Source organism: Pseudomonas sp. NBRC 111130 (genome assembly GCF_001320485.1).
Lineage (GTDB): Bacteria > Pseudomonadota > Gammaproteobacteria > Pseudomonadales > Pseudomonadaceae > Aquipseudomonas > Aquipseudomonas vlassakiae.
Genome location: NZ_BCBG01000102.1, coordinates 92,699 through 116,754, shown reverse-complemented (window position 1 = coordinate 116,754; position 24,056 = coordinate 92,699). Strand labels below are relative to the sequence as shown.

The window sequence follows — 24,056 nt, the reverse complement described above, 5'->3', positions numbered from 1 at the left end:
AAAGGACTATCCGCAAAGCCATCTGGTGGCAATCCGCTGGGCTGCTATATCTCCCTAATCGCCGGTTACGCGGCCGCTATTCGGCCAGGTTGTGCCAACCAAGGATCGCGAAGACGGTCCTGCGTACCGAAAACCAGCAGGGAGCACTCATGGACAACATCGTCGTCGCCGACAAGCAATCTGCCGTCGCCACCCAGAATGCCTGGGGCAATATCACCCTCAACAGCCCAGGCGTCGTGCAGATGCCCGTTGCTCCCGACCAGGTGGCGACCGTCACCCGGCGTGGCCAGGACCTGATCGTCACGCTCAAGAACGGAGAAAAGGTCACCATTGGCAACTTCTTCGCCGTGGACCAGGCAGGGGTTGGCAGTGACATGGTGTTCGTCGGCGAAGACGGCACCCTGTGGCACGCCAATTATGACGCGACCGCCTTCAGCGGCTTCACGTTCGATGAAGTTAACTCACTCGACGAACTGGTGGCCGGCATCGGCACCGCCGGTAACGAAACCTCGACCTTTGCGATTGCAGGACTGAGCTTGCTTGGCGTCGGCGGGGTGGCAGCAGCGGCGAATGGTGGTGGCGGCGGCGGTGGTGGCGGCGGTGGCAGCACGCCGGGCGACACCACGGCACCGGCAACCCCCATCGACCTGCTGGTTTCGCCCGATGGCCTGCGCCTGAGCGGGCGTGGTGAAGCAGGCGCCACGGTGAATGTATTCGATGCTGCCGGCAATCTGATTGGCAGCGGCACGGTGAATGCCGATGGCAGTTTCGATATCGCCCTGAACACCCCGCAGGCCAATGGCGAAAACCTGGCTGTCTCGCAGACCGATGCCGCAGGCAACACCTCGCAGGCTGGTACTGTGACAGCCCCGGACACCACCCCGCCTTCCGCACCGACGCAACTGACGATAGACCCGCAAGGCAATACCGTCACCGGCCGCGCCGAGCCAGGTTCGACCGTTCAGGTACGCGGTGCCGACGGCTCTGTGCTGGGAACTGCCGTGGCCGGCGCCGACGGCCAGTTCAGCGTCACCTTGCAACCGCCGCAGACCGATGGCCAGCCTTTGCAAGTCACGGTCACCGACCCTGCCGGCAATGTCTCCAGCGGCACCACCATCACCGCACCGAACGACGGCGTCGGCAGCGGCGGCGACACCACACCACCCGCGCCGGCCAGCAATGTGATCATCAGCGCCGATGGGCGCACCGTGTCGGGCCGTGGCGAAGTCGGTGCGACCGTCAACGTGCTGAACGACCAAGGTCAACTGATCGGCACCGGTACCGTGCAGCCCGATGGCAGCTTCACCCTGCAGCTGACCTCGCCCGTGGTCGATGGCTCATCGCTGCAGGTCACCCTGACCGATGCCGCCGGCAACGTTTCGACGCCAAGCCCCCTGACTGCCCCGGACCTGGTGGCGCCAACGCAACCCAGTGGGCTCAGCCTGGCCAACGGCGTAACCCTGACCGGCAGCGCCGAAGCGGGCGCACGGGTAGAGGTTCGCGATGCCAATGGCAACCTGATCGGCAGCGCCATCGTCCGGCCAGACGGCGGTTTCAGCCTCACCCTCGACCCTGCCCAGGCCAATGGCGAACACCTGGCCATCACCGTCACCGATGCCGCGGGCAACAGCTCCACGCCGCTTGATTACACTGCACCTGATATCACCCCACCGGCAATCATCAGTAACGTCATAGTCGGTGCTGGCAGCCTGGTCATCAGTGGCCGTGGCGAACCTGGCGCCACGGTGGAAGTGCGTGACACCAACGGCGCGGTGATCGGCACTGGTGTCGTCGCGGCCAACGGCACCTTCCTGGTCGACCTCAACGGCCCGGTCAGTGCCGCGGACCGCATCGTGCTGGTGCAGACCGACGCCGCCGGCAACTCTTCGCTCGAGCTCACCGTTATCGTCCCTGCCACTGCAGTGCCGGAGAGCCCTGCCGGGCTGGTACTGGCCGCCGACGGCTCGTCGATCAGCGGCACCGCCCCGGTGGGCAGCCTGGTGGAAGTGCGCGATGCCAATGGCGCGGTGATCGGCAGCGTTCAGGTGGGTAACGATGGCACCTTCACCATCACCCTCGCCCCGGCCCAAGCCAATGGCGAACTGCTCGACGTGGTGGCCATCGACGCTGACGGCAACAGTTCGTTGCCGAGCCAGATCAACGCCCCGGACATCACCCCGCCCAACCAGGCCAGTGACCTGAACCTGGCGGCCGACGGCATCACCCTCACCGGCCGCGGCGAGGTCGGCGCCACCGTGCAGGTCACCAATGCCCAGGGTACGGTGCTGGGCACCGCAACAGTCGGAGCCAACGGTTACTTCACCGTCACCCTGTCGCCCGCCCAGGTCAACGGCCAGGAGCTCGACGTGGTGCTGCGCGACGCCGCCGGCAACAGCTCCACCGCCTCCCTCACCGCGCCCGACCTGGATGGCCCGCTGCAACCCTCGGCGCTGGCCGTCGACGTCACCGGTTTGCATCTCACCGGTGCCGGCCAAGCGGGCTCGATCGTCACCGTGCGCGCCGCCGACGGTAGCGTGCTGGGCACGGCGGTCGTCGCCGCCAACGGGCAATTCGACGTCACCCTAAACGTGCCCCAGCGCAATGGTGAACAACTGAGCGTCGAAGCCACCGACACGCAGGGCAATAGTGCCGGCCCGGTCAGCTTCACCGCTCCCGACACCACGCCACCGCAAGCCGTGAGCAACCCCAGCATCGACGGCACGGGCAGCAGCGTCTCCGGCACTGGCGAGCCCGGCGCCACCGTTACCGTACGCGGCCCGAACGGCACTGTATTGGGCACTGCCCTGGTCAACGGCGACGGCAGTTTCCAGGTTACCCTGAGCCCCACCCAGACCAATGGCCAGGCCCTGACCGTCGAGCAACGCGACCCGACCGGCAACGTCTCGGCCGCCGTCGACCTGACGGCGCCGGACAGCCAGGCGCCGGCCATCACCACAGGCCTTGCGCTGTCGACCGACGGCACGGTGCTCACCGGCAGCGGCGAACCCGGCGCCCAGGTACGGGTGACCGGCGCTGGCGGCGCAGTGCTGGGCACCGCTACGGTCGAAGCCGACGGCAGCTTCCGTGTGGCCATCGACCCACCCCAACTCAATGGCCAGGTGCTGACGGTGATCCAGACCGATGGCGCTGGCAACCCCTCCCCCGCCGACACCTTGACCGCCAGTGACCGCGAAGCGCCTCTGCCCGCCCAAGGCCTCGGCCTCAGCGCCGATGGCATCACCCTCACTGGTCAGGGCGAAGCGGGCGCCACCGTAGAAGTCCGCGACGCCGGTGGGCAGCTGCTCGGTAGCGGCGTGGTCGACAACGACGGTACCTTCAGCGTTACCCTGACACCTGCGCAAACCAGCGGTGAAACCGTGTCGGTGGTGCTCATCGACGCCGCTGGCAACGCCTCGCCGTCGGCGCCGCTCACCGCCGACGACAGCAGCGCCCCCGCAGCCCCGGGCGGGCTGCTGGTCAGCGCCGACGGCAGCCTTGTTCAAGGCACCGGTGAGCCCGGCGCCACCGTTGAAGTGCGCAACACCGCCGGGCAGTTATTGGGCAGCGTGGTGGTATCCGCCAATGGCAGCTTCAGCGTTGCACTGAGCCCATTGCAGCTGGACGGCCAGACCCTCAACGTTACCCAGACCGACCCACAAGGCCATGCCTCCAGCGCCGCACAAGCGACTGCGCCAGACCTCACCCCGCCCGCACAACCCACGGACCTGGCGATCAGCGCCGATGGCCTGGCCCTGACCGGCAATGCGCCCGGCGCGGCTTCGGTCACCGTGATCAGCCCGACCGGCGTCGAAACCACAGTACTGGTCGACGCCGACGGCAGCTTCAGCGTGCCGTTGTTCCCGGCCTTGATCAACGGCGAGACGGTGACCGTGGTGGTCGCCGATGTCGCCGGCAACAGCACCGAGCCGACCAGCGTCACGGCCGCCGACACCTCACCACCGGCTCCCGCCACCGATATCGCGGTCAGCCCGGATGGCAGCATCATCAGCGGCACCGCCGAACCCGGTACCACGGTCATCGTGCGCAACGGCAGCACCGAACTGGGCACCGCCACGGTCAACCCGGATGGCACCTTCCAGGTTCAGGTCAATCCACCGCTGGTTGCCGGCGACAGCGTGCAACTCGTGGTCCACGACGCCGGCAACAATGAAACCTCGATCACCGTCAACGGACCGGACGGCAGCGAAGTCGCAGCGCCCACCAACCTGGCCATCAGCGCCGATGGCTTCCTGCTCACCGGCCAAGGCACGGTCGGCTCGCTGATCACCGTCACCTCCGCCGGCACCACCCTGGGCACCGGCACGGTAGGCAGCGACGGCATCTTCCGCATCTTCTTCGCCAATGCCCAGCTCAACGCCCAGACCCTGCATGTCAGCGCCCGCGCATCGGCCAGCGGCGCCCCATCGTTGCCGGCGACCATCGTCGCAGCCGACACAACCCCGCCCGATGCGCCGACCCAGGTCGCCATCAACCGCAGCGGCACAACCTTGACCGGCCATGGTGAAGTCGGCGCGAGCGTGAGCGTGACCGACGCCAGCGGCACCGTGGTCGGCACCGGCACCGTCGGCAGCAATGGCCTGTTCTATATCAACCTGGTGCCGGCGCAGGTGAACGCGCAAAACCTCACCATCACCCAGGCCGACGCTGCGGGCAACGTGTCGCTAGCCGCCACACAGCAGGCACCTGACCTGCAAGCCCCGGACGTCGCCACCGGCCTCAGCCTGAACAGCGCAGCCACCGTGGTCAGCGGCCAGGGCGAAGCCGGTGCATTGGTGACCGTGCGCGACGCCAGCGGCGCCGTGCTCGCCACCGGTACGGTGAACCAGAGCGGCCAGTTCCAGATCACCCTGCCCAGCGCACAGACCACCGGCAGCGCACTGCAGGTCACCCTCAGCGATGCCGCTGGCAACGTGTCCGGCCCGGCCAGCCTGGCGACCCCTGACCGCACGCCACCGGCGGCCGTTACCAACGCAACGCTCAGCAACGATGGCCGGCAGCTTTCCGGCAGCGGTGAAGTAGGCGCCACGGTACAGGTACGCGATGCCAGCGGTGCCGTGCTTGGCACTGCCATCGTGGGCGCCGACGGGCGCTTCACCGTTAACTTCGCCACCTCGCAGGCCACTGGCCAGGCCCTCGGCGTGACCCAGCTGGATGCTGCGGGCAACACTTCGCCAGCGGTCACTGTCGTCACTACCGACCTGAGCGCCCCGGCAGCGTTGACCAACGTGGTGCTCAACAACAACGGCCTGACCCTCACCGGCCTGGGTGAAGCCGGCGCCTCGGTGACCGTGCGTGGCCCGGACGGCACCATCATCGGCACTGGTGTGGTGGCCGCCAACGGCAGCTTCACCCTCACCCTCACCAGCGCGCAGCTCAACGCCGAGCGCCTGAGCGTGACCCAGACCGACGCTGGCAACAACAGCTCTGCCGCCGTGACGGTGACAGCCCCCGACCATACTCCGCCTGCGGCGCCCACCGCCCTGGCCTTGGCTGGCAGCGGCCTGCAACTGAGCGGCAGTGCCGAATCCGGCAGCACGGTCACCGTGCGCGATGCGGCGGGCAATGTGCTGGGCACCACGGTGGCCGCCGCCAACGGCACCTTCCAGGTCACCCTGAGCAGCCCGCAGACCAACGGTCAGGCCCTCCAGGTGACCGCTACCGATGCCGCCGGCAACGTCTCGCCCGTGGCCGCCTACACCGCAGCCGACACAACGCCTCCAGCCGCTGTCGCCCATTTGGCCGTCTCGGCCGATGGTGCCACCCTGACCGGCACCGGCGAGGCCGGCGCCACGGTCACCGTGCGCGCACCGGACGGCACCGCGCTGGGCACAGCCCTGGTAGGCAGCGACGGCCGCTTCTCGGTCACCCTCGCCCCGGCGGCAACGGTGGGTGAGAACCTCGCGGTGGTGCAGGTTGACGCCGCCAACAACACCTCGCCGGTACAAAACGTCACGGCGCCGGGCAACACCGCACCCGATGTTCCCGGCAGCCTGGTGCTCTCCGCGGACGGCCTGGTGGTCACCGGTATCGCCACACCGGGCAGCACGGTCAGCGTGGTGGGCCCCAACGGTGTGCTGCTGGGCAGCGCCCCGGTCAACAACGACGGCACCTTCAGCGTCACCCTCGGCAGCGCCCAGGCCAACGGCGAGATCCTCCAGGTCAGCGCTACCGGCACGGCCGGCGGCACGTCGCTGCCGGCCGAGTTGCAGGCGCCGGACACCACTGCGCCGCAACCGCTGAGCAACCTGGCGCTGTCCAACGACGGCCTGGTGCTCACTGGCCACGGTGAGCCAGGTGCCACCGTGACCGTGCTCGGTATCGGCGGGGTCGGCCTGGGCACTGCCGTAGTGGGCGCCGACGGCAACTTCAGCGTCAACCTCTCCGCCGCCCAGCTCAACGGCGAACAACTCAGCGCCGCGCAGACTGACGTTGCCGGCAACGAGTCCAACAGCGTCAGCCTCACCGCACCGGACATCACTGCGCCGGCGGCGCCGGCCAATCTGGCATTCGCCGGTGGCGGCAGCCTGCTCAACGGTACCGGTGAAGCCAATACCGCAGTGAAAGTCATCGCGGCCGACGGCACTGTGCTGGGCACCGCCACGGTGATGAGCAACGGCAGCTTCCAGGTCACCCTCAACCCGCCGCAGGCCAACGGCCAGGCCGTGCAGGTGGTGCTGACCGACGCCGCCGGCAACCAGTCCAGCGCCAGCCCCATCACCGCACCCGATAGCACACCGCCGACTGCGCCCAGCGAACTGGCCATCTCCAGCGACGGCGTGACCATCACCGGGCGTGGCGAAGCCGGGGCCACGGTGATCGTGACCAACCCGGCCGGCCAGCAGATCGGCACGGCCCTGGTCGACGCCAGCGGCCATTTCACCCTGACCCTCAACCCGGCCCTGGGCAACGCCGAGGTGCTGAGCTTCACCCAGACCGACGGCGCCGGTAACCTGTCGCCGGTCGCCACCCTGCAGACCCCGGACTTCACGCCGCCAGACGTGCTGACCAATGTGGTCATCAATGCCGATGGCAGCGTGGTCATTGGCCGCGGTGAGCCTGGCGCGACGGTCACCGTGAACAACGCAGCCGGCGTGCTGCTCGGCACTACCACGGTGCTCGCCGACGGCAGCTTCCGGGTCGAACTCAGCCCTGCACAGATCAACCAGCAGGTGCTGTCGGTACAGCAGGCCGACCCACCCGGCAACATCAGCGAGCCAGTCACGATCAACGCCCCGGACCTGACGCCGCCAGCCGCGGCGCTCGACCTGCGGCTCAACGCCGCTGGCGACCAGCTCGGCGGTACCGGTGAAGCGGGCAGCACCGTGCGTGTCTATGCCGGCACCAGCGAAATCGGCACTGCCACGGTCGGGCCCAACGGCACCTTCGTGGTCAACCTCAGCACGCCCCAGCTCAACGGCCAGACCCTGCAGGTCACCCTGGCAGACGCCAGCGGCAACGTCTCACCGATCAGCACCGTGATTGCGCTCGATAGCACGCCCCCGGCCACCGTGGTGGCGAGCCTCAACGGCAGCGGCACCCAGCTGGTCGGTACCGGTGAGGCCGGGGCACGGGTCAGCGTGATGGACGGCCAGGGCAATATGCTCGGCCAGGGCACCATCGACCCCGACGGCACCTTCGTGCTCAACCTGACGTCAGCGCAAATCAACGGCCAGGTGCTCAGCGTCATTGCCCAGGATGCCACCGGCAATCCTTCCGCACCGCTGCAACTGACCGCACCTGACCTGACCCCACCAGCTCAGCCCGCCAACCTCACCCTGACCGGCAACGGTACGTTGCTCAGCGGCACCGCAGAGGTGGGCAGCGTCATCAGCGTGCGCGATCCGTCCGGCACGGTGGTCGGTACCGTCACCGTGCCGGTTGGCGGCAACTTCACCGTGACCCTGAATTCGGCGCAGAACAACGGCCAGCTGCTGACGGTGATCGCCACCGACAGCGCCGGCAACACGTCGACGCCCGCCCAGTACCAGACCGCCGACACCTCACCGCCTGCGGTCGTGACCAACCTCGCCATCAGCAACAACTACGACATCCTCACCGGGCGTGGCGAAGCCGGCGCCCGCGTGAGCGTCAGCTTTGGTGGCGTGGTCATTGGTACCGGCCTGGTCGACGCCGGCGGCAACTTCTCGATCAACCTGCAACCGGCCCCGGGTTCGGTAGCGTCCCTGGCCGTCACCCAGACCGACGCAGCCAACAACACCTCGGCCGTGGCGACCTTTGTGACCCCGCTGGTGCCGCCACCGGAGCCACCCGTCAGCGCGACACTGGCCGCCGACGGCCTGACCCTCACCGGGACGGCCGCCACCGGCACCTCGATCCGTGTCTACGACGCCGCCGGCAACCTCATCGGCAGCGGTCTGGCCAACATCGGCAACGGTGGTTTCTCCATCACCCTGAGCGCCGCCCAGCTCAACGGGCAGCATTTGTCGGTGACGTCGGTATCGCTGCTGGGGGGTGAGTCGCAACCGGTGTTCGTCACCGCGGCCGACATCACCGCGCCGGCCAACCCGGTGGTCAGCGCGCTGTCGGCCAACGGCCTGGTGCTGACCGGTACCGGTGAAGCCGGCGCCACGGTGACGGTGCGCGATGCTGCCGGCAACGTGCTCGGCAGTGGCCTGGTCAACGGCGCGGGAGCGTTCAGCATCAACCTCAGCAGCGCCCAGCTCAACGGCCAGGTACTGAGCCTGACCCAGGCAGACGCCGCGCTGAACGTCTCCGGCGCTACCAGCTACACCGCGCCGGATACACAGGCGCCGCTGGCACCCACCAACCTGGCGATCAATGGCGCAGGTACCGTGCTCACCGGTAACGGCGAGCCGGGCGCGACCGTCACCGTGCAAGGCCCCAGTGGCACCGTCGGTACCGCCATCGTGCAGGGCGATGGCACCTTCAGCGTCACCCTGACCAGCACCCAGAACAACGGCCAGGCCCTGGTCGTGCGGCAGACGGACGCCGGCAACAACGTATCCGGCAGCGCCGCCATCACCGCGCCCGACACCACTGCGCCGACCGCTCCAGTGGCGGCCATCAACGCCAACGGCACCTCGGTCAGCGGCTCCGGCGAAATCGGCAGCACAGTGACGGTTCGCAACAGCGCCGGCACCGTGCTCGGCACCGCCACGGTGGGCAGCAACGGCCTGTACGTGGTCAGCCTGAACACGGCGCAGGTCAACTTCCAGGCGCTCACCGTCACTCTCACCGATGCTGCGGGCAACACCTCCACCGCCACAGCGCTGACCGCCCCGGACCTGACCCCACCGGCCAACGCCAGCAACCTGGTGATCAGTGCCGACGGCACCACCCTCACCGGTACCGGCGAGGTCGGCGCCACGGTCACTGTACGCAGCGCCAGCGGCACCGTGCTGCAAACCGCGACAGTGCAACCCAACGGCACCTTCACCGTCACCCTGAGCCCGGCCCAGGACAACGGCCAGGTGCTGTCGGTGACCTTGACCGACCCGCGCAGCAACGTCTCCGGCAACGTCAACATCACCGCGCCCGACGTTGATGCCAACGCCCCGGTCATCGCCAGCAACAACCTGGCCACCGCCACCGTCAACCTGGCACCGGTCACCGCCACCACCACCTACACCGACAGCTTCACCACCCTGTTGTCGGGCTTCAGCAAGACCTACACCTGGACGGTGGCACCTGGCACCACGGTCGACCCGACCCTGACGCTGACCACCAACAGCGTGCTGGCGCTGCTCAACAACTCCACCTTCACCCTGCAGGTGAAGGACGCCAGCGGCGCCTGGGTGACCATCGCCACCGGCAACACCCAGGGGCTGCTCGACCTGATCGTGCTGCCGCTGGGGCTGCAGGTCGACATCGGCAAGCTGCAGGCCGGCGACTACCGGCTGACCGTGGCCAGCGGCGGCATCGGCCTGGTGACTCAGGTCACCACCAGCCTGGACATCGACGCCACCAGCCTGACCCAGTTCACCGGCACCGGCACCGCCACCTCGGGCAACGTCATCACCGACCCGGGCACCAATGGCGCGGTCGACTCCCTCGGCCCGGACAGCGGCGCCGTGCTGAAGATCCTGGTCAACGGCAGCTACGTGACTGCCGCCAGTGGTGCAGGCACAACGGTGCAGGGCCAGTACGGCACCCTGGTGATCCATGCCGACGGCAGCTACACCTACACCCCCAACGGCAGCCCGGCGAGCGTCGGCAAGGTGGACGTGTTCAGCTACGAGCTGGTGCACCCGAACGGGCTGACCTCCGCGGCCAACCTCTACGTGCGCATCGACAGCCCGCAGGCCACGGAAACCTGGAACGACAGCAACCTCAGCGCGCCGGCCACGGTGGTGGATGCGGTCAATGACGTCGACAGCAGCAACATCACGCTGGCCAACCGGGTTGACAGCATCAGCGCCACCCTTGGCTCGCTGACCCTGCCGCTGATCGGCTCGCGCTCGGCCACCTACACCACCACGGTGGCCGCCGACACAACGGCCAACCTGCAAGTGGTGGTCAACTCCGCCAACCTGTTGAGCCTGCTCAACGGCACCACCATCCAACTGCTCAAGCTCAACACCACCACCGGCCAGTATGTGGTGGTGCAGACGGTTGGCGGCAGTTCGCTGGTCAGCCTGCTTGGCGGCGGCGCAGGTTATACCTTCCAGAACCAGGGCGCCGGTACCTACCATATCGTGGTCAGTGCCGGCGGCATCGGCCTGGCCAGTTCGATCACCACCAGCCTCAATACCACCACCACGCACCTCACCGAGTTCGTGGTCAGCAGCGCCACGGTGGCCAGCGGCAACCTGATCACCGACCCGGCCGGTACCGACAACCTGGGTTCGGCATTGACTGTGCTGAGCGTACTGACGGCCGCCGGCACCTATGCCATTCCCGGCTACAACGGCGTCAGCGTCGCCGGTACCTACGGCACGCTGCTGGTGCATGCAGACGGCAGCTACACCTACACCCTCAACAGCGGGCTGACCTCGGCAGTGATCGGCCAGCACGACACCTTCACCTATGAACTGACCCACCCTAACGGCACCACCGATACCGCCACGCTGACCGTCAACCTGGACAACGCCGCCAGCGTCACCACCTTCTCGGCACTGGTGGCCGACACCAGCGACGGCAGCGGCGCGGTGGCCAGCGTTGCGGCCGCTGCATCCAGTGAAGTGCTCGCCGGCACCGATGGCAACGACCACCTGGTCGGCAGCCAGGGCGGGCACATCAGCCTGGAAGGCGGCGCAGGCAACGACACCCTCGAAGTGGTCGACCAGAACTTCGCCAGCGTCGATGGCGGCAGCGGTACCGACACCCTGCTGTGGGGCGGCGGCGACGCCAGCATCGACCTCGGCAACCTGGCCAGCCGTATCCACAACATCGAGGTGATCGATCTCAACGACACCAGTGCAGTGGCGCTGACCCTCAACCTGGCGGACGTGGTGGCAATCACCGAAGCCGGCAACAACACGCTGATCATCAAGGGGGATGACAAGGATTCGGTGCACATGACGGACAACTGGACCCTGGTCGGGAACCAGACCGCCGACGGCATCGACTATAACCAATACACGGCCCAGGAAGATCCGAGCCATCACCTGTGGGTGCAGAACAGCATCCATGTCGTTTGAGGCCGCTGCAATCCGCCGGGCACATCGCCCGGCGGCAAGGACGAACAGCAGTAAGGGAATTTCGTGAAGCGACGCAGTCCGCTGTCACCGCTGTGGCTGGGGGCCTTCGGGCTCCTGGCGTTGAACCTGAATCCGGTTGCCCGGGCAGCCGACGACATAGACCCCAGACTGCGCACCATCGGGCCGTCACTGATGCGCGATGCGCCCGATGCCATCCCCGCCCGCCCGCCTTCCGGCCAGGCCGCCAGCAACGGCGACCGCCTGGGGCTGGCCGAGGCCGTGCTGACCGCGGCGCAGTGGCACCCGAGCATCGCCGAAGCGGTCGGTAACCTGTACAAGCAGGGCGAAGGCATCAACGTCGCCCGTGCCGGTTACTACCCGCAAATCTCCGGTGGCCTGCGCACCGGCTATGACACTGGCTACGGCGGCGACCGCAACAGCCAGGCATTGAACCTGTCGTTGAAGCAGATGCTTTATGACTTCGGCAAGGTCGACAATGCCGTCAGCGCCGCCCAGGCCGCCGCCACCCGGGCCCAGGCCAATATCCTGCTGGTGGTTGACGACCTCGCCCGCGACACCGCCTACGCCTGGATCGAAACCCGCCGCTACGAACAATTGATGGCCATCGCCCGTGACCAGATCCGCGGCGTCGGCGACATTGCCGGCATGGCCCGCCAGCGCAGCGACATGGGCGCCAGCACCCGCTCCGATGTGGTCCAGGCCGAGTCGCGGGTCGAGGGCGCCCGCGCCACCCTCGAGGAATACCAGTCGCAGTACGAACGCTGGCGTTCGACCCTGGCCGAACTGCTCGGCCGCGTAGCACCACCGGCTCTGGCCGAGCAAACGCCACCGGAGCTGAACCAGGCGTGCAAGCGTTCTTCAGGCAGTAGTGATCGGCTGCCAGCCGTACTGATGGCCCTGGCCTTGCGCGCCCAGTCCCAGGCCGAACTGGCCCAGGCCAAGGCCGAAGCCTACCCCACGCTGTCGCTGCAACCGCAGGTCAACCACTACCTGGACAACGACTACAACCGCGACAACCGAAGCCTCGACCGCACCCAGGCGGGCATCTACCTGAACGTCGAGGTGCCCATCTACCAGGGGGGCGCGATCAGCGCCCGCAGCCGCGCCGCCGGCCATGCCCTGAGCGCCGCCGACTCCGCCGAAGACGCGGCGCGCCTGCAGGCCCGCCGCGGCCTGGCCGAGGCCATGGCGCAGACCTCTGGCCTGAGCCGGCGCCTGACTTCGCTGGAGGCCCGCCAGGCCAGCATCCAGGAAGCCCGCGAACTGTATGGCAGGCAGTACCTGGACCTGGGCACCCGCCCCCTGCTCGACCTGCTCAACGCCGAGCAGGAGATCTACCAGTCACGCTTCGAACTCGCCGGCACCCGCTCCGACCTGCTGCGCCTGGATGTCGACTGCCTGTACAACTCCGGCGCCCTGCGTACCGCCTTCGGGCTGGAAGGGCGCAACCTGCAAGGGGTGGAAATCGAGCCATGAACGACACCGTCAAGCTGACCCAGGCCGGTCAGGCGCAGAATCCGCAACCGGCTGCGCCGCATCGCCCTGATCTCGGCCCGTGGCTGGAAGTGATGCTGCAGGTTGCTCATCACTATCGCCTGGACGTCTCGCCCCAGCGCATCCGCCTGGCGGCGGCCGAGGATGCGCGCCCGCTGGATGAAATTCTCCGGCACATGGCGCGCCAGGCCGGGCTGACCTTGCGCTTCGTGCGCTACGACGCCAAGGCCCTGCGCCAGTGGCGCACGCCGCTGGTGCTGGAGCTGGACGATGGCCAGTTGGCCACGGTCGAGGCAGTGACCGAGGAAAACGAGCTGGCGGTGGTGTTCGCCGGCGACCAGCGCCTGACTTCGCGCCAGCCCCGGGAAGCGCTCGACGGGCGCATCAACCGCGTGGCCTTGATGCGCCCGGCACGGCCGCTGCGCGATGTGCGCACCGACGACTACACCGCGCCCTACGATCGGCACTGGTTCACCCGCATCGTGCTGCGCGACCTGCGCCCGTACGGCCAGGTGATGGTCGCCTCGTTGGTGGCCAACGTGCTGGCCCTGGCCGGCGTGCTGTTTTCGATGCAAGTGTACGACCGGGTGATCCCCGCCGAGTCCCTGCCAACCCTGTACGTGCTGTTCGGCGGCGTAGTGCTGGCGCTGGTGTTCGACTTCAGCATGCGCCTGCTGCGGCTGAAGGTCACCGACCTGCTGGGCAAGCGTGCCGACCTGCGGGTATCCGACCTGGTCTACGGCCATGCGCTGCGCCTGCGCAATTCGGCACGGCCGAAATCCACCGGCTCGTTCATCTCGCAGCTGCGCGAGCTGGAGTCGATCCGTGACCTGATCACCTCGAGCACCGCCACCGCGTTGGCCGACCTGCCGTTCTTCCTGCTGTTCCTGCTGGTGTTCTGGCTGATCGGCGGAGTGCTGGTGTTCATCCCGCTGGTGGCGCTGCTGGCCATGGTCATCCCGGGGCTGCTGGCGCAGCGGCGCCTGGCGGCACTGGCCAATGCTTCGATGCGCGAGTCGTCGCTGCGCAACGCCATGCTGGTGGAAAGCATCCAGGGCCTGGACGAAATCAAGGCGCTACAGGCCGAGGCGCGCTTCGAGCGCCAGTGGAACCAGTACAACGCCGCCTGCGCGCACACCAGCCTGCACCTGCGCACCCTGACCAACGGCCTGGTCACCTGGACCCAGAACGTCCAGGGCGCGGTGTTTGCCGTGGTCATCGTGATCGGTGCGCCGATGGTGATCGCCGGCGACCTCACCACCGGTAGCCTGGTGGCCGCCTCGATGCTGTCGTCACGGATGATGGCGCCGCTGGCGCAGCTGACCCATGTGCTGACCCGCTGGCAACAGGCCAAGGTGGCCTTGCAGGGCCTGGACAAGCTGATGCAGTCGCCGGTCGACCATCCGGAAGGCGAGGCTCGCGTGCACCTGCCGGCGATCCGTGGCGAATATGTGCTGCGCCAGGCCACCTTCCGCTACAGCCCGGAAGCACCACCGGTTCTGAGCATCGGCCAGCTCGACATCCAGCCCGGCGAACGCATCGCCGTGCTCGGGCGCAACGGCGCCGGCAAATCGACCCTGTTGCAGGCGCTGGGCGGCGCCATGGACCTGAGCCAGGGCGAAGTCAGCCTCGATGGCATCGCCATGGCGCACCTCGACCCGGCCGACCTGCGCCGTGACGTCGGCCTGCTGGCCCAGTATGCCCGGCTGTTCCACGGCACCCTGCGGGAAAACCTCACCCTCGGCGCCGGCCAGGCCAGCGACCAGGAGTTGGTCGCCGCGCTGGCGGCCACCGGTGCACTGGAGTTCGTCCGCCACCTGCCCAAGGGCCTCGACCATCTGATCCTCGAAGGCGGCCAAGGCCTGTCCGGAGGGCAGCGCCAAGCCCTGGTGCTGGCGCGCTTGCTGGTTCGCCAACCGCAGGTACTGCTGCTCGACGAGCCCACCGCTTCGCTCGACGACGTCACCGAACGCAAGTTGCTGGATAACCTCGACCGCTTCTGCCAGGGCCGCACCCTGGTGATCGCCACCCATCGCCTCAGCGTGCTGCAGCGTGTGGAGCGCATCATCGTGCTCGACGGCGGGCGCATCGTCATCGACGACAAACGCGACGCCGCCCTGGCCAAGCTACAAGGAGCTCAGGCATGAGCAACCACCCACTCCCCGCCTCGTACCTGGACGGCCAAGACGACCAGGCGGTGCTGCGCGCCGGGCGTATCATCACAATCTGCGCACTTATGCTCGCTGCGTTCCTGGCCTGGGCGGCCTGGTTCGAGGTGACCGAAGTGTCCACTGGCACCGGCAAGGTTATCCCCAGTTCACGCGAACAGGTGATCCAGTCGTTCGAAGGCGGCATCGTCGCCGAGATGAACGTGGCCGAAGGCGACCTGGTGGAACGCGGCCAGGTGCTCGCCCAGCTCGACCCGACCAAGACCGCCTCCAGTGTTGGCGAAAGCGAAGCCAAGTACCGTGCCGCCAAGGCCAGCGTGGCGCGCTTGCGTGCCGAGGTCACCGGCAAGCCACTGAGCTTCCCGGAAAGCCTGCGCGATTCGCCCGACCTGATCGACGCCGAGACGGCGCTGTACGAAACCCGCCGCCGTGGCCTGGAGCAGACCCTGGCCGGCATCGAAGATTCGCTGCGGTTGGTGCGCGCGGAGCTGAAGATCACCGAGAACCTGGCCAAGATGGGCGCCTCCAGCCGGGTCGAGGTGATCCGCCTGAACCGCCAGCGCTCGGAACTGGAACTCAAGGCCAACGAGGCCCGCTCCGAGTACCTGGTGCGCGCCCGCGAGGAGCTGGCCAAGGCCAGTGCCGAGGCCGACAGCCTGTCGGAAGTGATCCGCGGGCGCAGCGATTCGCTGACGCGCCTGACCTTGCGTTCGCCGGTGCGCGGCATCGTCAAGGATATCGAGGTCAACACCCTGGGCGGCGTGGTACAACCTGGCGGGCAGGTGATGAAGATCGTGCCGATGGATGAGCGCTTGCTGATCGAAACCCGCATCGCGCCACGGGACATCGCCTTCATCCACCCCGACCAGGCGGCCAAGGTCAAGATCAGTGCCTACGACTACTCGGTGTATGGCGGGCTGGACGGCAAGGTCGTGGGGATATCGCCGGATACCCTGCAGGACGAGGTGAAACCGGAAATCTATTACTACCGGGTATTCATCCGCACCGAACAGGACAGCCTGACCAACAAGGCCGGCAAGCACTTCGCGATCGTGCCGGGGATGATCGCCACGGTGGATATCCGCACTGGCGAGAAGACCATCCTCGATTACCTGATCAAACCGCTGAACCGCGCCCGCGAGGCCCTGCGCGAACGCTGACCTCAACAGCAGCAAAGCCCCCTGTGGGAGCGGGCAAGCCCGCGAACACCGGCGCAGCCGGTGCCATGCACCGCGGTGCCTGCTTCGCGGGCGCGCCCGCTCCCACAGGATCCTGCAGCCTTGGCAATTGGGCACTAAAGAGCCGCGAGATCAGGCCGATAACCCGGCATCCCCCGTTTCCCACGAAGGTCACCATGGCCACGCAAAATGCCCGCGCAGACTCGCTGTCGCTGCTGCTGTTCACCCTGCGCAGCGGCAAGCTGATGGCAATCAACCTGCTCAAGGTCAGCGAGATCATTCCCTGCCCGCCACTGACCAAGCTGCCCGAATCGCACCCGCACGTGAAGGGCGTGGCGACCCTGCGCGGCAACTCGCTGTCGGTGATCGACCTGTCCCGGGCCATCGGCGAACGGCCACTGGAAGACCCTCAGGGTGGCTGCCTGATCGTCACCGAGATCAGCCGCTCGCGCCAAGGTCTGCACGTGCAAGCGGTAAGCCGCATCGTCCATTGCCTGAGCACCGACATCAAGCCGCCACACTTTGGCTCGGGCAACCGGTCGTTCATCACGGGCGTGACCCGGGTCGACAACACCCTGGTGCAGGTGCTGGACATCGAGAAGGTCATCCACGGCATCGCCCCGCCCGAGCCGGAGCCACAGCCGGGCGAGCTGAGCGAGGAAGATGCCAGCCTGTTGGCCGCCGCCAACATCCTGGTGGTCGACGACAGCCAGGTGGCGCTGCAGCAGTCGCTGCACACCTTGCGCAACCTCGGCATCGACTGCCATACCGCGCGCAGTGCCAAGGATGCGATGAACGTGCTGCTGGAGCTGCAGGGCACCGCGCAAGAGATCAACATCATCGTCTCGGACATCGAAATGTCCGAGATGGACGGCTACGCCTTCACCCGTACCCTGCGCGAGACCCCGGACTTCCAGCACCTCTACGTGCTGCTGCACACCTCGCTGGACAGCGCCATGAGCAGCGAGAAAGCCAAGCTGGCCGGGGCCAATGCCATCCTCACCAAGTTCTCCTCGCCCGACCTGACCGACTGCCTGGTGACGGCGGCGCGGACTGTGGTGTTTGCCGAACGCTGAAGCTCGTGTTGTCATATTCAGCGACAAACTCCCTGGCTTGCCGCCAGGGATGACTCGGGCATAATTCGCGCCCCTCGGACCCATTGCCGGAACCGCGTATGAAGTTTTTCAACTCTCTTCTGATCGCCTGCGCCCTGTTCAGCGGTGTCGCCCAGGCTTCCAGCAGCCAGGCCTGGAACGACCAGCGCCAGCAGATGCTCAAGGCCTGCCTGAAGGCCAGCCAGTTCAAGGATGCCCACGCTCGCGGCAAGCCAGCCGAGTTCGATGACCAGGTCGGTTTCAGCGCCCTGCTGATCGAAGGGGTCTATCCACAGAAGCACATGCAGCAACGCACCGGCACCGAGCTGTGCCTGTACGACCGCAAGCAGCAGCAGGCCTACGTCAGCGAATGGAACCCGGACGCCAAGTGAACGACGGCCTGCGTTTTGCCTGTACCGGTTGTGGCAAGTGCTGCACCGGCCACCATGTGCCATTGACCCTGGACGAAGCGGGCCAGTGGGCTGCTGCGGGTGGCCAGGTGATCGTCTTGATCGAAGGCTTTGTTACCGATGGGCCGGGTATGCCGGCGGACCAGCGCGAGCATGTGCTGCGTCGCTCGTATCCGGTGCCCTGCGGCGGCAGTGAGGTGCGCGTTTCGGTAACTTTTGCTGCATTCAACCCGGGGCGCTGTCGCAACCTCGACGACAACGACCTGTGCAGCATCTATGAAAGCCGACCGCTGGTCTGCCGCATCTACCCGGTGGAAATCAATCCGCATATTCCACTGCGGCCGGAGAACAAGGACTGCCCGCCCGAGGCTTGGCAGCAAGGGCCCGAGCTGATTCACGGTTCACTGCCGGTGGACCCGACGCTGCTGGCGCTGGTGCAGGCTTCGCGGCAGGCGGATCGTGATGATATCGCGGCCAAGGTGGCTATCTGCGAGGCACTGGGGATGACCACCAGCGCGCTCAAGGGCAATGGGTTTACTGCTTATTTGCCGGACATGAGCGCGTTTGCCGCTGCTCTCGCGCAGGCGTCATCAGGGAGCGGGGCTGAGTGGATGCTGCATGTGGAGCAGCCTGAGCTGGTGAATGACTTGCAGGTTCGGGGGTTGCGGACCACTGCTGAAGCGCCGGTCTACTACGCCTTCATTGGGTTTTAGGTAAGCAGGTCCGGCCTCTTCGCGGGCACGCCCGCTCCCACAGGATCACCACAAACCCGCGGCCTTGCGCGATACCTGTGGGAGCGGGCGTGCCCGCGAAGGGCCGCAAAGCGGCCCCACTAACGTTCAGGCGCTGCGATTCAAGCCCATTTCCATATCATTGATCGGTGCCTTGGCCATGGCACTGAGAATCCGCGCCGCACTGCCTGCCATCAGGTTCAGAATCTTCCTACAGCGGGTGGCAGGATCGCGTTAGGGCCACGAGGTGCTTGCCACAACATCTTCAGCGCCTATGAGATCGAGCGCCGCCCGCGCGGCGCATCGCGGGCAAGCCCGCTCCCACATCTGTTTCGGGCCAGTCACTCCTGTGAAGCCAACAGGGACCGCCTTGGTGCATGACTGGAGACAGGTGGAGCAGCATCTGTGCCCACCGAGATGCATCGCCGGACCCTGTCGGCTTCCACCGAGATGCATCGCCAGACAAACAAGACAGGTGGAGCAGCATCTGTGCCCACCGAGATGCATCGCCGGGCCCTGTCGGCTTCCACCGAGATGCATCGCCATACAAACAAGGCGGTCCCTGTTGGCGGCACAGGAGTAACTGGCCCGAAACAGATGTGGGAGCGGGCTTGCCCGCGATGCGCCGCGCGGGCGGCGCTCGATTTCAGCATCACCACAGCACTCTAGGCAGGCACCCTAAAAGCCCACAATTACCTCAAGGCATGCACCCCAAAGCCCACAACTACCCTCAAGGCATGCACCCCAAAGCCCACAATTACCTCAAGCCATGCACCCCAAAGCCCACAATTACCTCAAGCCATGCACCCCAAAGCCCAAAATCACCTCAAGCCATGCCCCCCAAAGCCCAAAATTACCTCAAGCCATGCACCCCAAAGCCCAAAATCACCTCAAGCCATGCCCCCCAAAGCCCACAACAACCTCCAGCCAGGCACCCGCAAGCCCAACACAGAACCCAACCTGTCACTGCTGTCAGCCAGCTGTCACGCTGCCGACCCGGTCACAGCGCTATAAACTCCAATACACACCTCCCTTCCCCACCCCTTGGCCAAGGTGCCCGCGCCGATGCGACGTCCTTCCCGTTCCATCCTTCTCGCCGCGTTGGCGCTGCTCGCCGTGGTGGCCGTGGGTACCTGGTATGGCCAGCGCCAGCAAAGCACCACCACGCATGCGCCAACGGCGATCCCGGTGCGGGTGGTCAGCGTCGCTCAACAAGACGTGCCGCGCTACGCCAGCGCCATCGGCTCGGTGCTGTCGCTGCACAGCGTTGAAGTGCGGCCACAAGTCGAAGGCGTACTGACCCAGGTGCTGGTCAAGGAAGGCCAATGGGTAAAGGAAGGCGACCTGCTCGCCACCCTGGATGACCGCGCAATCCGCGCCACGCTCGACCAGGCCCGTGCCCAGCTCGGCCAGAGCCAGGCGCAGATCCAGGTGGCCGGTGTCGACCTCAAGCGCTACCGCTTGCTCAGCACCGACGATGGCGTGTCCAAGCAGACCCTCGACCAGCAACAGGCACTGGTCAACCAGCTGCAGGCCACGGTCAAGGGCAACCAGGCGGCCATCGCCAATGCCGAGGTGCAGCTGTCATACACGCAGATCCGCTCTCCGGTGACCGGGCGTGTCGGCATCCGCAACGTCGACCCCGGCAACCTGGTGCGCACCACGGATACCCAAGGCCTGTTCAGCGTCACCCAGATCGACCCGATCGCCGTCGAGTTCGCCCTGCCGCAACAGATGCTGCCGACCCTGCAGGCCCTGCTCAAGGCGCCAACCCCGGCGCTGGTCGAGGCATACATGGATGCCGATGGCGAACGCAATCTGCTCGGCGAAGGCCACCTGGCGCTGATCGACAACCAGATCTCGGCCAACACCGGCACGGTGCGGGTCAAGGCCGAATTCGACAACAAGGACGGCCACCTGTGGCCGGGGCAACTGGTTACCATCCGCCTGCGCACCGCGGTAGATGAAAACGCCCTGGTGGTGCCGCCGCCGGTGGTGCAGCGTGGCGTCGACGGGCACTTCGTCTACCGCCTGGACGGTGACAAGGTCACCGCCGTGCCGGTCAAGGTGGTGTACCAGGACAGCAGCCTGAACATCATCGCCGGGGTCAAGCCGGGCGAGCGCCTGGTGCTAGACGGCCAGTCCCGGCTCAAGCCCGGTTCGCGGGTCGAGGTGACTCCGGACGCCCCACCACCGGCGGAAATGGCTGAGCGCAGGAGCCAGCCATGAATACCCGCAACGGTATTTCCGCCTGGTGCATCGACCACCCGATCGCCACCCTGCTGCTGACCTTCGCCCTCGTGCTGCTGGGCGCCATCGCCTTCCCGCGGCTGCCGGTGGCACCGCTGCCCGAAGCGGACTTCCCGACCATCCAGGTCACCACCCAGCTGCCCGGGGCCAGCCCGGAAACCATGGCATCGTCGGTGGCCACGCCACTGGAAGTGCAGTTCAGTGCCATCCCCGGCATGACCCAGATGACCAGCAGCAGCGCGCTGGGCTCGACCACGCTGATCCTGCAGTTCACCCTCGACAAGAACATCGACACCGCCGCCCAGGAAGTCCAGGCGGCGATCAACACCGCCACCGCCCGCCTGCCCCAGGACCTGCCCAACCCGCCGACCTGGCGCAAGGTCAACCCAGCCGACAGCCCGGTCCTGGTGCTCACCGTCAGCTCCGCGCAGATGCCCGGCAATGACCTCAGCGACTATGCAGAAACCCTGCTGGCGCGCCAGCTCAGCCAGATCGAAGGGGTAGGCCTGATCAACATAACCGGCCAGCTGCGCCCGGCCATCCGCGTGCAAGCCCAGCCGGAAAAACTCGCCGCCATCGGCCTGACCCTCGCCGATGTGCGCCTGGCCATCCAGCAGACCAGCCTGAACCTGGCCAAGGGCGCGTTGTACGGCGAGCACAGCGTCTCGACCCTCGCCGCCAACGACCAGCTGTTCCACCCTGAGGACTACGCCCAACTCATCGTTTCGTACCGCGACGGCGCACCGGTGCACCTCAGGGACGTGGCCAAGGTCATCAATGGCGCCGAAAACGCTTACGTCAAAGCCTGGTCCGGCGACCAGCCGGGGCTCAACCTGGTGGTGTTCCGCCAGCCCGGGGCGAATATCGTCGACACCGTCGACCGGGTGCTGGCGGCGCTGCCCAAGCTGCAGGAAATGCTCCCGGCCTCCATCGAAGTGTCGGTGCTGCAGGACCGCACCCAGACCATCCGCGCCTCGTTGCACGAGGTGGAACTGACCCTGATGATCGCCGTAGCCCTGGTGATCGGGGTGATGGCGCTGTTCCTGCGCCAGTGGTCGGCGACCCTGGTGGTGTCCAGCGTGCTCGGCGTGTCGCTGATCGCCAGTTGCGCGCTGATGTACGTCATGGGCTTCAGCCTCAACAACCTCACCTTGGTGGCCATCGTCATCTCGGTGGGCTTCGTGGTGGACGATGCCATCGTGGTGGTGGAGAACATCCACCGACACCTGGAGGCCGGTGACGACAGCCGCACGGCTGCGCTCAAGGGTGCGGGGGAAATCGGCTTCACCGTGGTGTCGATCAGCTTCTCACTGATCGCGGCATTCATCCCGCTGCTGTTCATGGGCGGCGTGGTCGGCCGGCTGTTCAAGGAGTTCGCCCTGACGGCCACCTCGACCATCCTGATCTCGGTGATGGTGTCGCTGACCCTGGCGCCCACCTTATGCGCGCTGTTCATGCGCCGCCCGCCCGGCGAGCACCACGGTGGCTTCGGCGAGCGCCTGGTGAAGTGGTACGAAAAAGGCCTGGACCGTGCCCTCGCCCACCAGCGCCTGACCCTTGCCGTGTTCGGCGTGACCCTGGCCCTGGCGGTGGTCGGTTATGTCGGCATCCCCAAGGGTTTCTTCCCGCTGCAAGATACCGGTTTCATCCTTGGCACCACCGAGGCGGCGGCGGACGTGTCGTACCCGTCGATGGTCGAGAAGCACCTGGCGCTGGCGAAGATCATCGGTGACGACCCGGCAGTGCAGGCATACTCGCATTCGGTGGGGGTCACCGGCAGCAACCAGACCATCGCCAATGGCCGTTTCTGGATCGCCCTCAAGCCACGCGGTGAGCGTGACGTGTCGGCCAGCGAGCTGATCGACCGCCTGCGGCCGAAACTGGCGCAGGTACCGGGCATCGTCCTGTACATGCGCGCCGGCCAGGACATCAACCTCAGTTCCGGCCCGTCGCGCACCCAGTACCAGTACGTGCTCAAGAGCAACGACGGCGTGGCCCTGAACCTTTGGACCCAGCGCCTGACCGACCGCCTGCGGGAAAACCCGGTGTTCCGCGACCTGTCCAATGACTTGCAACTGGGCGCCAGCGTCACCCGCATCGGCATCGACCGCCAGGCCGCGGCGCGCTTCGGCCTGACCACCACGGATGTCGACCAGGCGCTGTACGATGCCTTCGGTCAGCGGCAGATCAGCGAATTCCAGACCGAGACCAACCAGTACAAAGTGATCCTCGAACTGGACGCCAAGCAGCGCGGCAAGGCCGAGAGCCTGAACTTCTTCTACCTGCGCTCGCCGCTGACCAACCAGATGGTGCCGCTTTCGGCCCTGGCGCATGTCGCGCCACCCAGTACCGGCCCGCTGTCGATCAGCCACGACGGCCTGTTCCCGGCCGCCAACCTGTCGTTCAACCTGGCCCCCGGCGTGGCCTTGGGCGATGCGGTGACGATCCTCGAACGCACCCAGCGCGAACTGGGCATGCCCGACTCGATCAGTGGCAATTTCCAGGGCGCGGCCCAGGCCTTCCAGAGTTCGCTGGCAAGCCAACCCTGGCTGATTCTCGCCGCGCTGGTGGCGGTGTACATCATCCTCGGCGTGCTCTACGAGAGCTTCGTCCATCCCCTGACCATCATCTCCACCCTGCCCTCGGCCGGGCTCGGGGCGTTGATACTGCTCTGGGCCATGGGCCAGGATTTCAGCATCATGGGCCTGATCGGCGTGGTGCTGCTGATCGGTATCGTCAAGAAGAACGGCATCCTGCTCATCGACTTCGCCCTCGAAGCCCAGCGCCACCAGGGCATGACACCCGAGCAGGCGATACACCAGGCGTGCCTGACGCGCTTCCGGCCGATCATCATGACCACCCTCGCCGCCTTGCTCGGCGCGGTGCCGCTGATGCTCGGCTTTGGCGCCGGCGCCGAGCTGCGCCAACCACTGGGCATCGCCGTGGTCGGCGGTTTGCTGGTGAGCCAGGCGCTGACACTGTTTACCACCCCGGCCATATACTTGGCCCTGGAGCGCCTGTTCCATCGCCGCCAGGCCGCCCGTGCGGTGGCGCCAAGTGCCAGCTAG

Annotated in this window: 9 protein-coding genes; all 9 read left to right on the top strand. The window is 66.9% G+C overall.

The window, feature by feature from the left end; all coding sequences use genetic code 11:
• The first annotated feature begins 149 nt into the window (after nt 1-149).
• Nucleotides 150-11,642: a BapA/Bap/LapF family large adhesin gene (locus APH33_RS23995; protein WP_054887532.1), complete on the top strand. Its 11,493-nt coding sequence runs from the start codon at nt 150-152 to the stop codon at nt 11,640-11,642.
• Nucleotides 11,643-11,705: 63 nt separating this feature from the next.
• Nucleotides 11,706-13,139: a TolC family outer membrane protein gene (locus APH33_RS23990; protein WP_054887531.1), complete on the top strand. Its 1,434-nt coding sequence runs from the start codon at nt 11,706-11,708 to the stop codon at nt 13,137-13,139.
• Nucleotides 13,136-15,304 carry a type I secretion system permease/ATPase gene (locus APH33_RS23985; RefSeq protein ID WP_054887530.1) on the top strand — a complete coding sequence of 723 codons (2,169 nt, stop codon included), beginning with the start codon at nt 13,136-13,138 and terminating at the stop codon, nt 15,302-15,304. The genes APH33_RS23990 and APH33_RS23985 overlap by 4 nt, the downstream gene beginning before the upstream one ends.
• Entirely contained in the window at nt 15,301-16,485 is a 1,185-nt protein-coding gene (locus tag APH33_RS23980; protein WP_054887529.1) for an HlyD family type I secretion periplasmic adaptor subunit, read from the top strand. The genes APH33_RS23985 and APH33_RS23980 overlap by 4 nt, the downstream gene beginning before the upstream one ends.
• A 194-nt stretch (nt 16,486-16,679) precedes the next feature.
• Nucleotides 16,680-17,579 carry a chemotaxis protein gene (locus APH33_RS23975; protein ID WP_054887528.1) on the top strand — a complete coding sequence of 300 codons (900 nt, stop codon included), beginning with the start codon at nt 16,680-16,682 and terminating at the stop codon, nt 17,577-17,579.
• Nucleotides 17,580-17,677: 98 nt separating this feature from the next.
• Nucleotides 17,678-17,989, top strand: coding sequence for a hypothetical protein (locus APH33_RS23970; protein WP_054887527.1), 312 nt, complete (start codon nt 17,678-17,680; stop codon nt 17,987-17,989).
• On the top strand, nt 17,986-18,720 hold the full coding sequence (locus tag APH33_RS23965) for a YkgJ family cysteine cluster protein (protein WP_054887526.1): 735 nt from the start codon (nt 17,986-17,988) through the stop codon (nt 18,718-18,720). Before APH33_RS23970 ends, APH33_RS23965 begins: the two co-directional genes overlap by 4 nt.
• A 1,083-nt stretch (nt 18,721-19,803) precedes the next feature.
• Nucleotides 19,804-20,967 carry an efflux RND transporter periplasmic adaptor subunit gene (locus APH33_RS23960; protein ID WP_054887525.1) on the top strand — a complete coding sequence of 388 codons (1,164 nt, stop codon included), beginning with the start codon at nt 19,804-19,806 and terminating at the stop codon, nt 20,965-20,967.
• Nucleotides 20,964-24,056 carry a multidrug efflux RND transporter permease subunit gene (locus tag APH33_RS23955; protein WP_054887524.1) on the top strand — a complete coding sequence of 1,031 codons (3,093 nt, stop codon included), beginning with the start codon at nt 20,964-20,966 and terminating at the stop codon, nt 24,054-24,056. Before APH33_RS23960 ends, APH33_RS23955 begins: the two co-directional genes overlap by 4 nt.

Bases quoted from the DNA above. Each gene is read 5' to 3' on its own strand.
- APH33_RS23995 (WP_054887532.1), top strand. From the start codon at position 150: ATGGACAACATCGTCGTCGCCGACAAGCAATCTGCCGTCGCCACCCAG.
- APH33_RS23985 (WP_054887530.1), top strand. From the start codon at position 13,136: ATGAACGACACCGTCAAGCTGACCCAGGCCGGTCAGGCGCAGAATCCG.
- APH33_RS23980 (WP_054887529.1), top strand. From the start codon at position 15,301: ATGAGCAACCACCCACTCCCCGCCTCGTACCTGGACGGCCAAGACGAC.
- APH33_RS23975 (WP_054887528.1), top strand. From the start codon at position 16,680: ATGGCCACGCAAAATGCCCGCGCAGACTCGCTGTCGCTGCTGCTGTTC.
- APH33_RS23970 (WP_054887527.1), top strand. From the start codon at position 17,678: ATGAAGTTTTTCAACTCTCTTCTGATCGCCTGCGCCCTGTTCAGCGGT.
- APH33_RS23960 (WP_054887525.1), top strand. From the start codon at position 19,804: ATGCGACGTCCTTCCCGTTCCATCCTTCTCGCCGCGTTGGCGCTGCTC.
- APH33_RS23955 (WP_054887524.1), top strand. From the start codon at position 20,964: ATGAATACCCGCAACGGTATTTCCGCCTGGTGCATCGACCACCCGATC.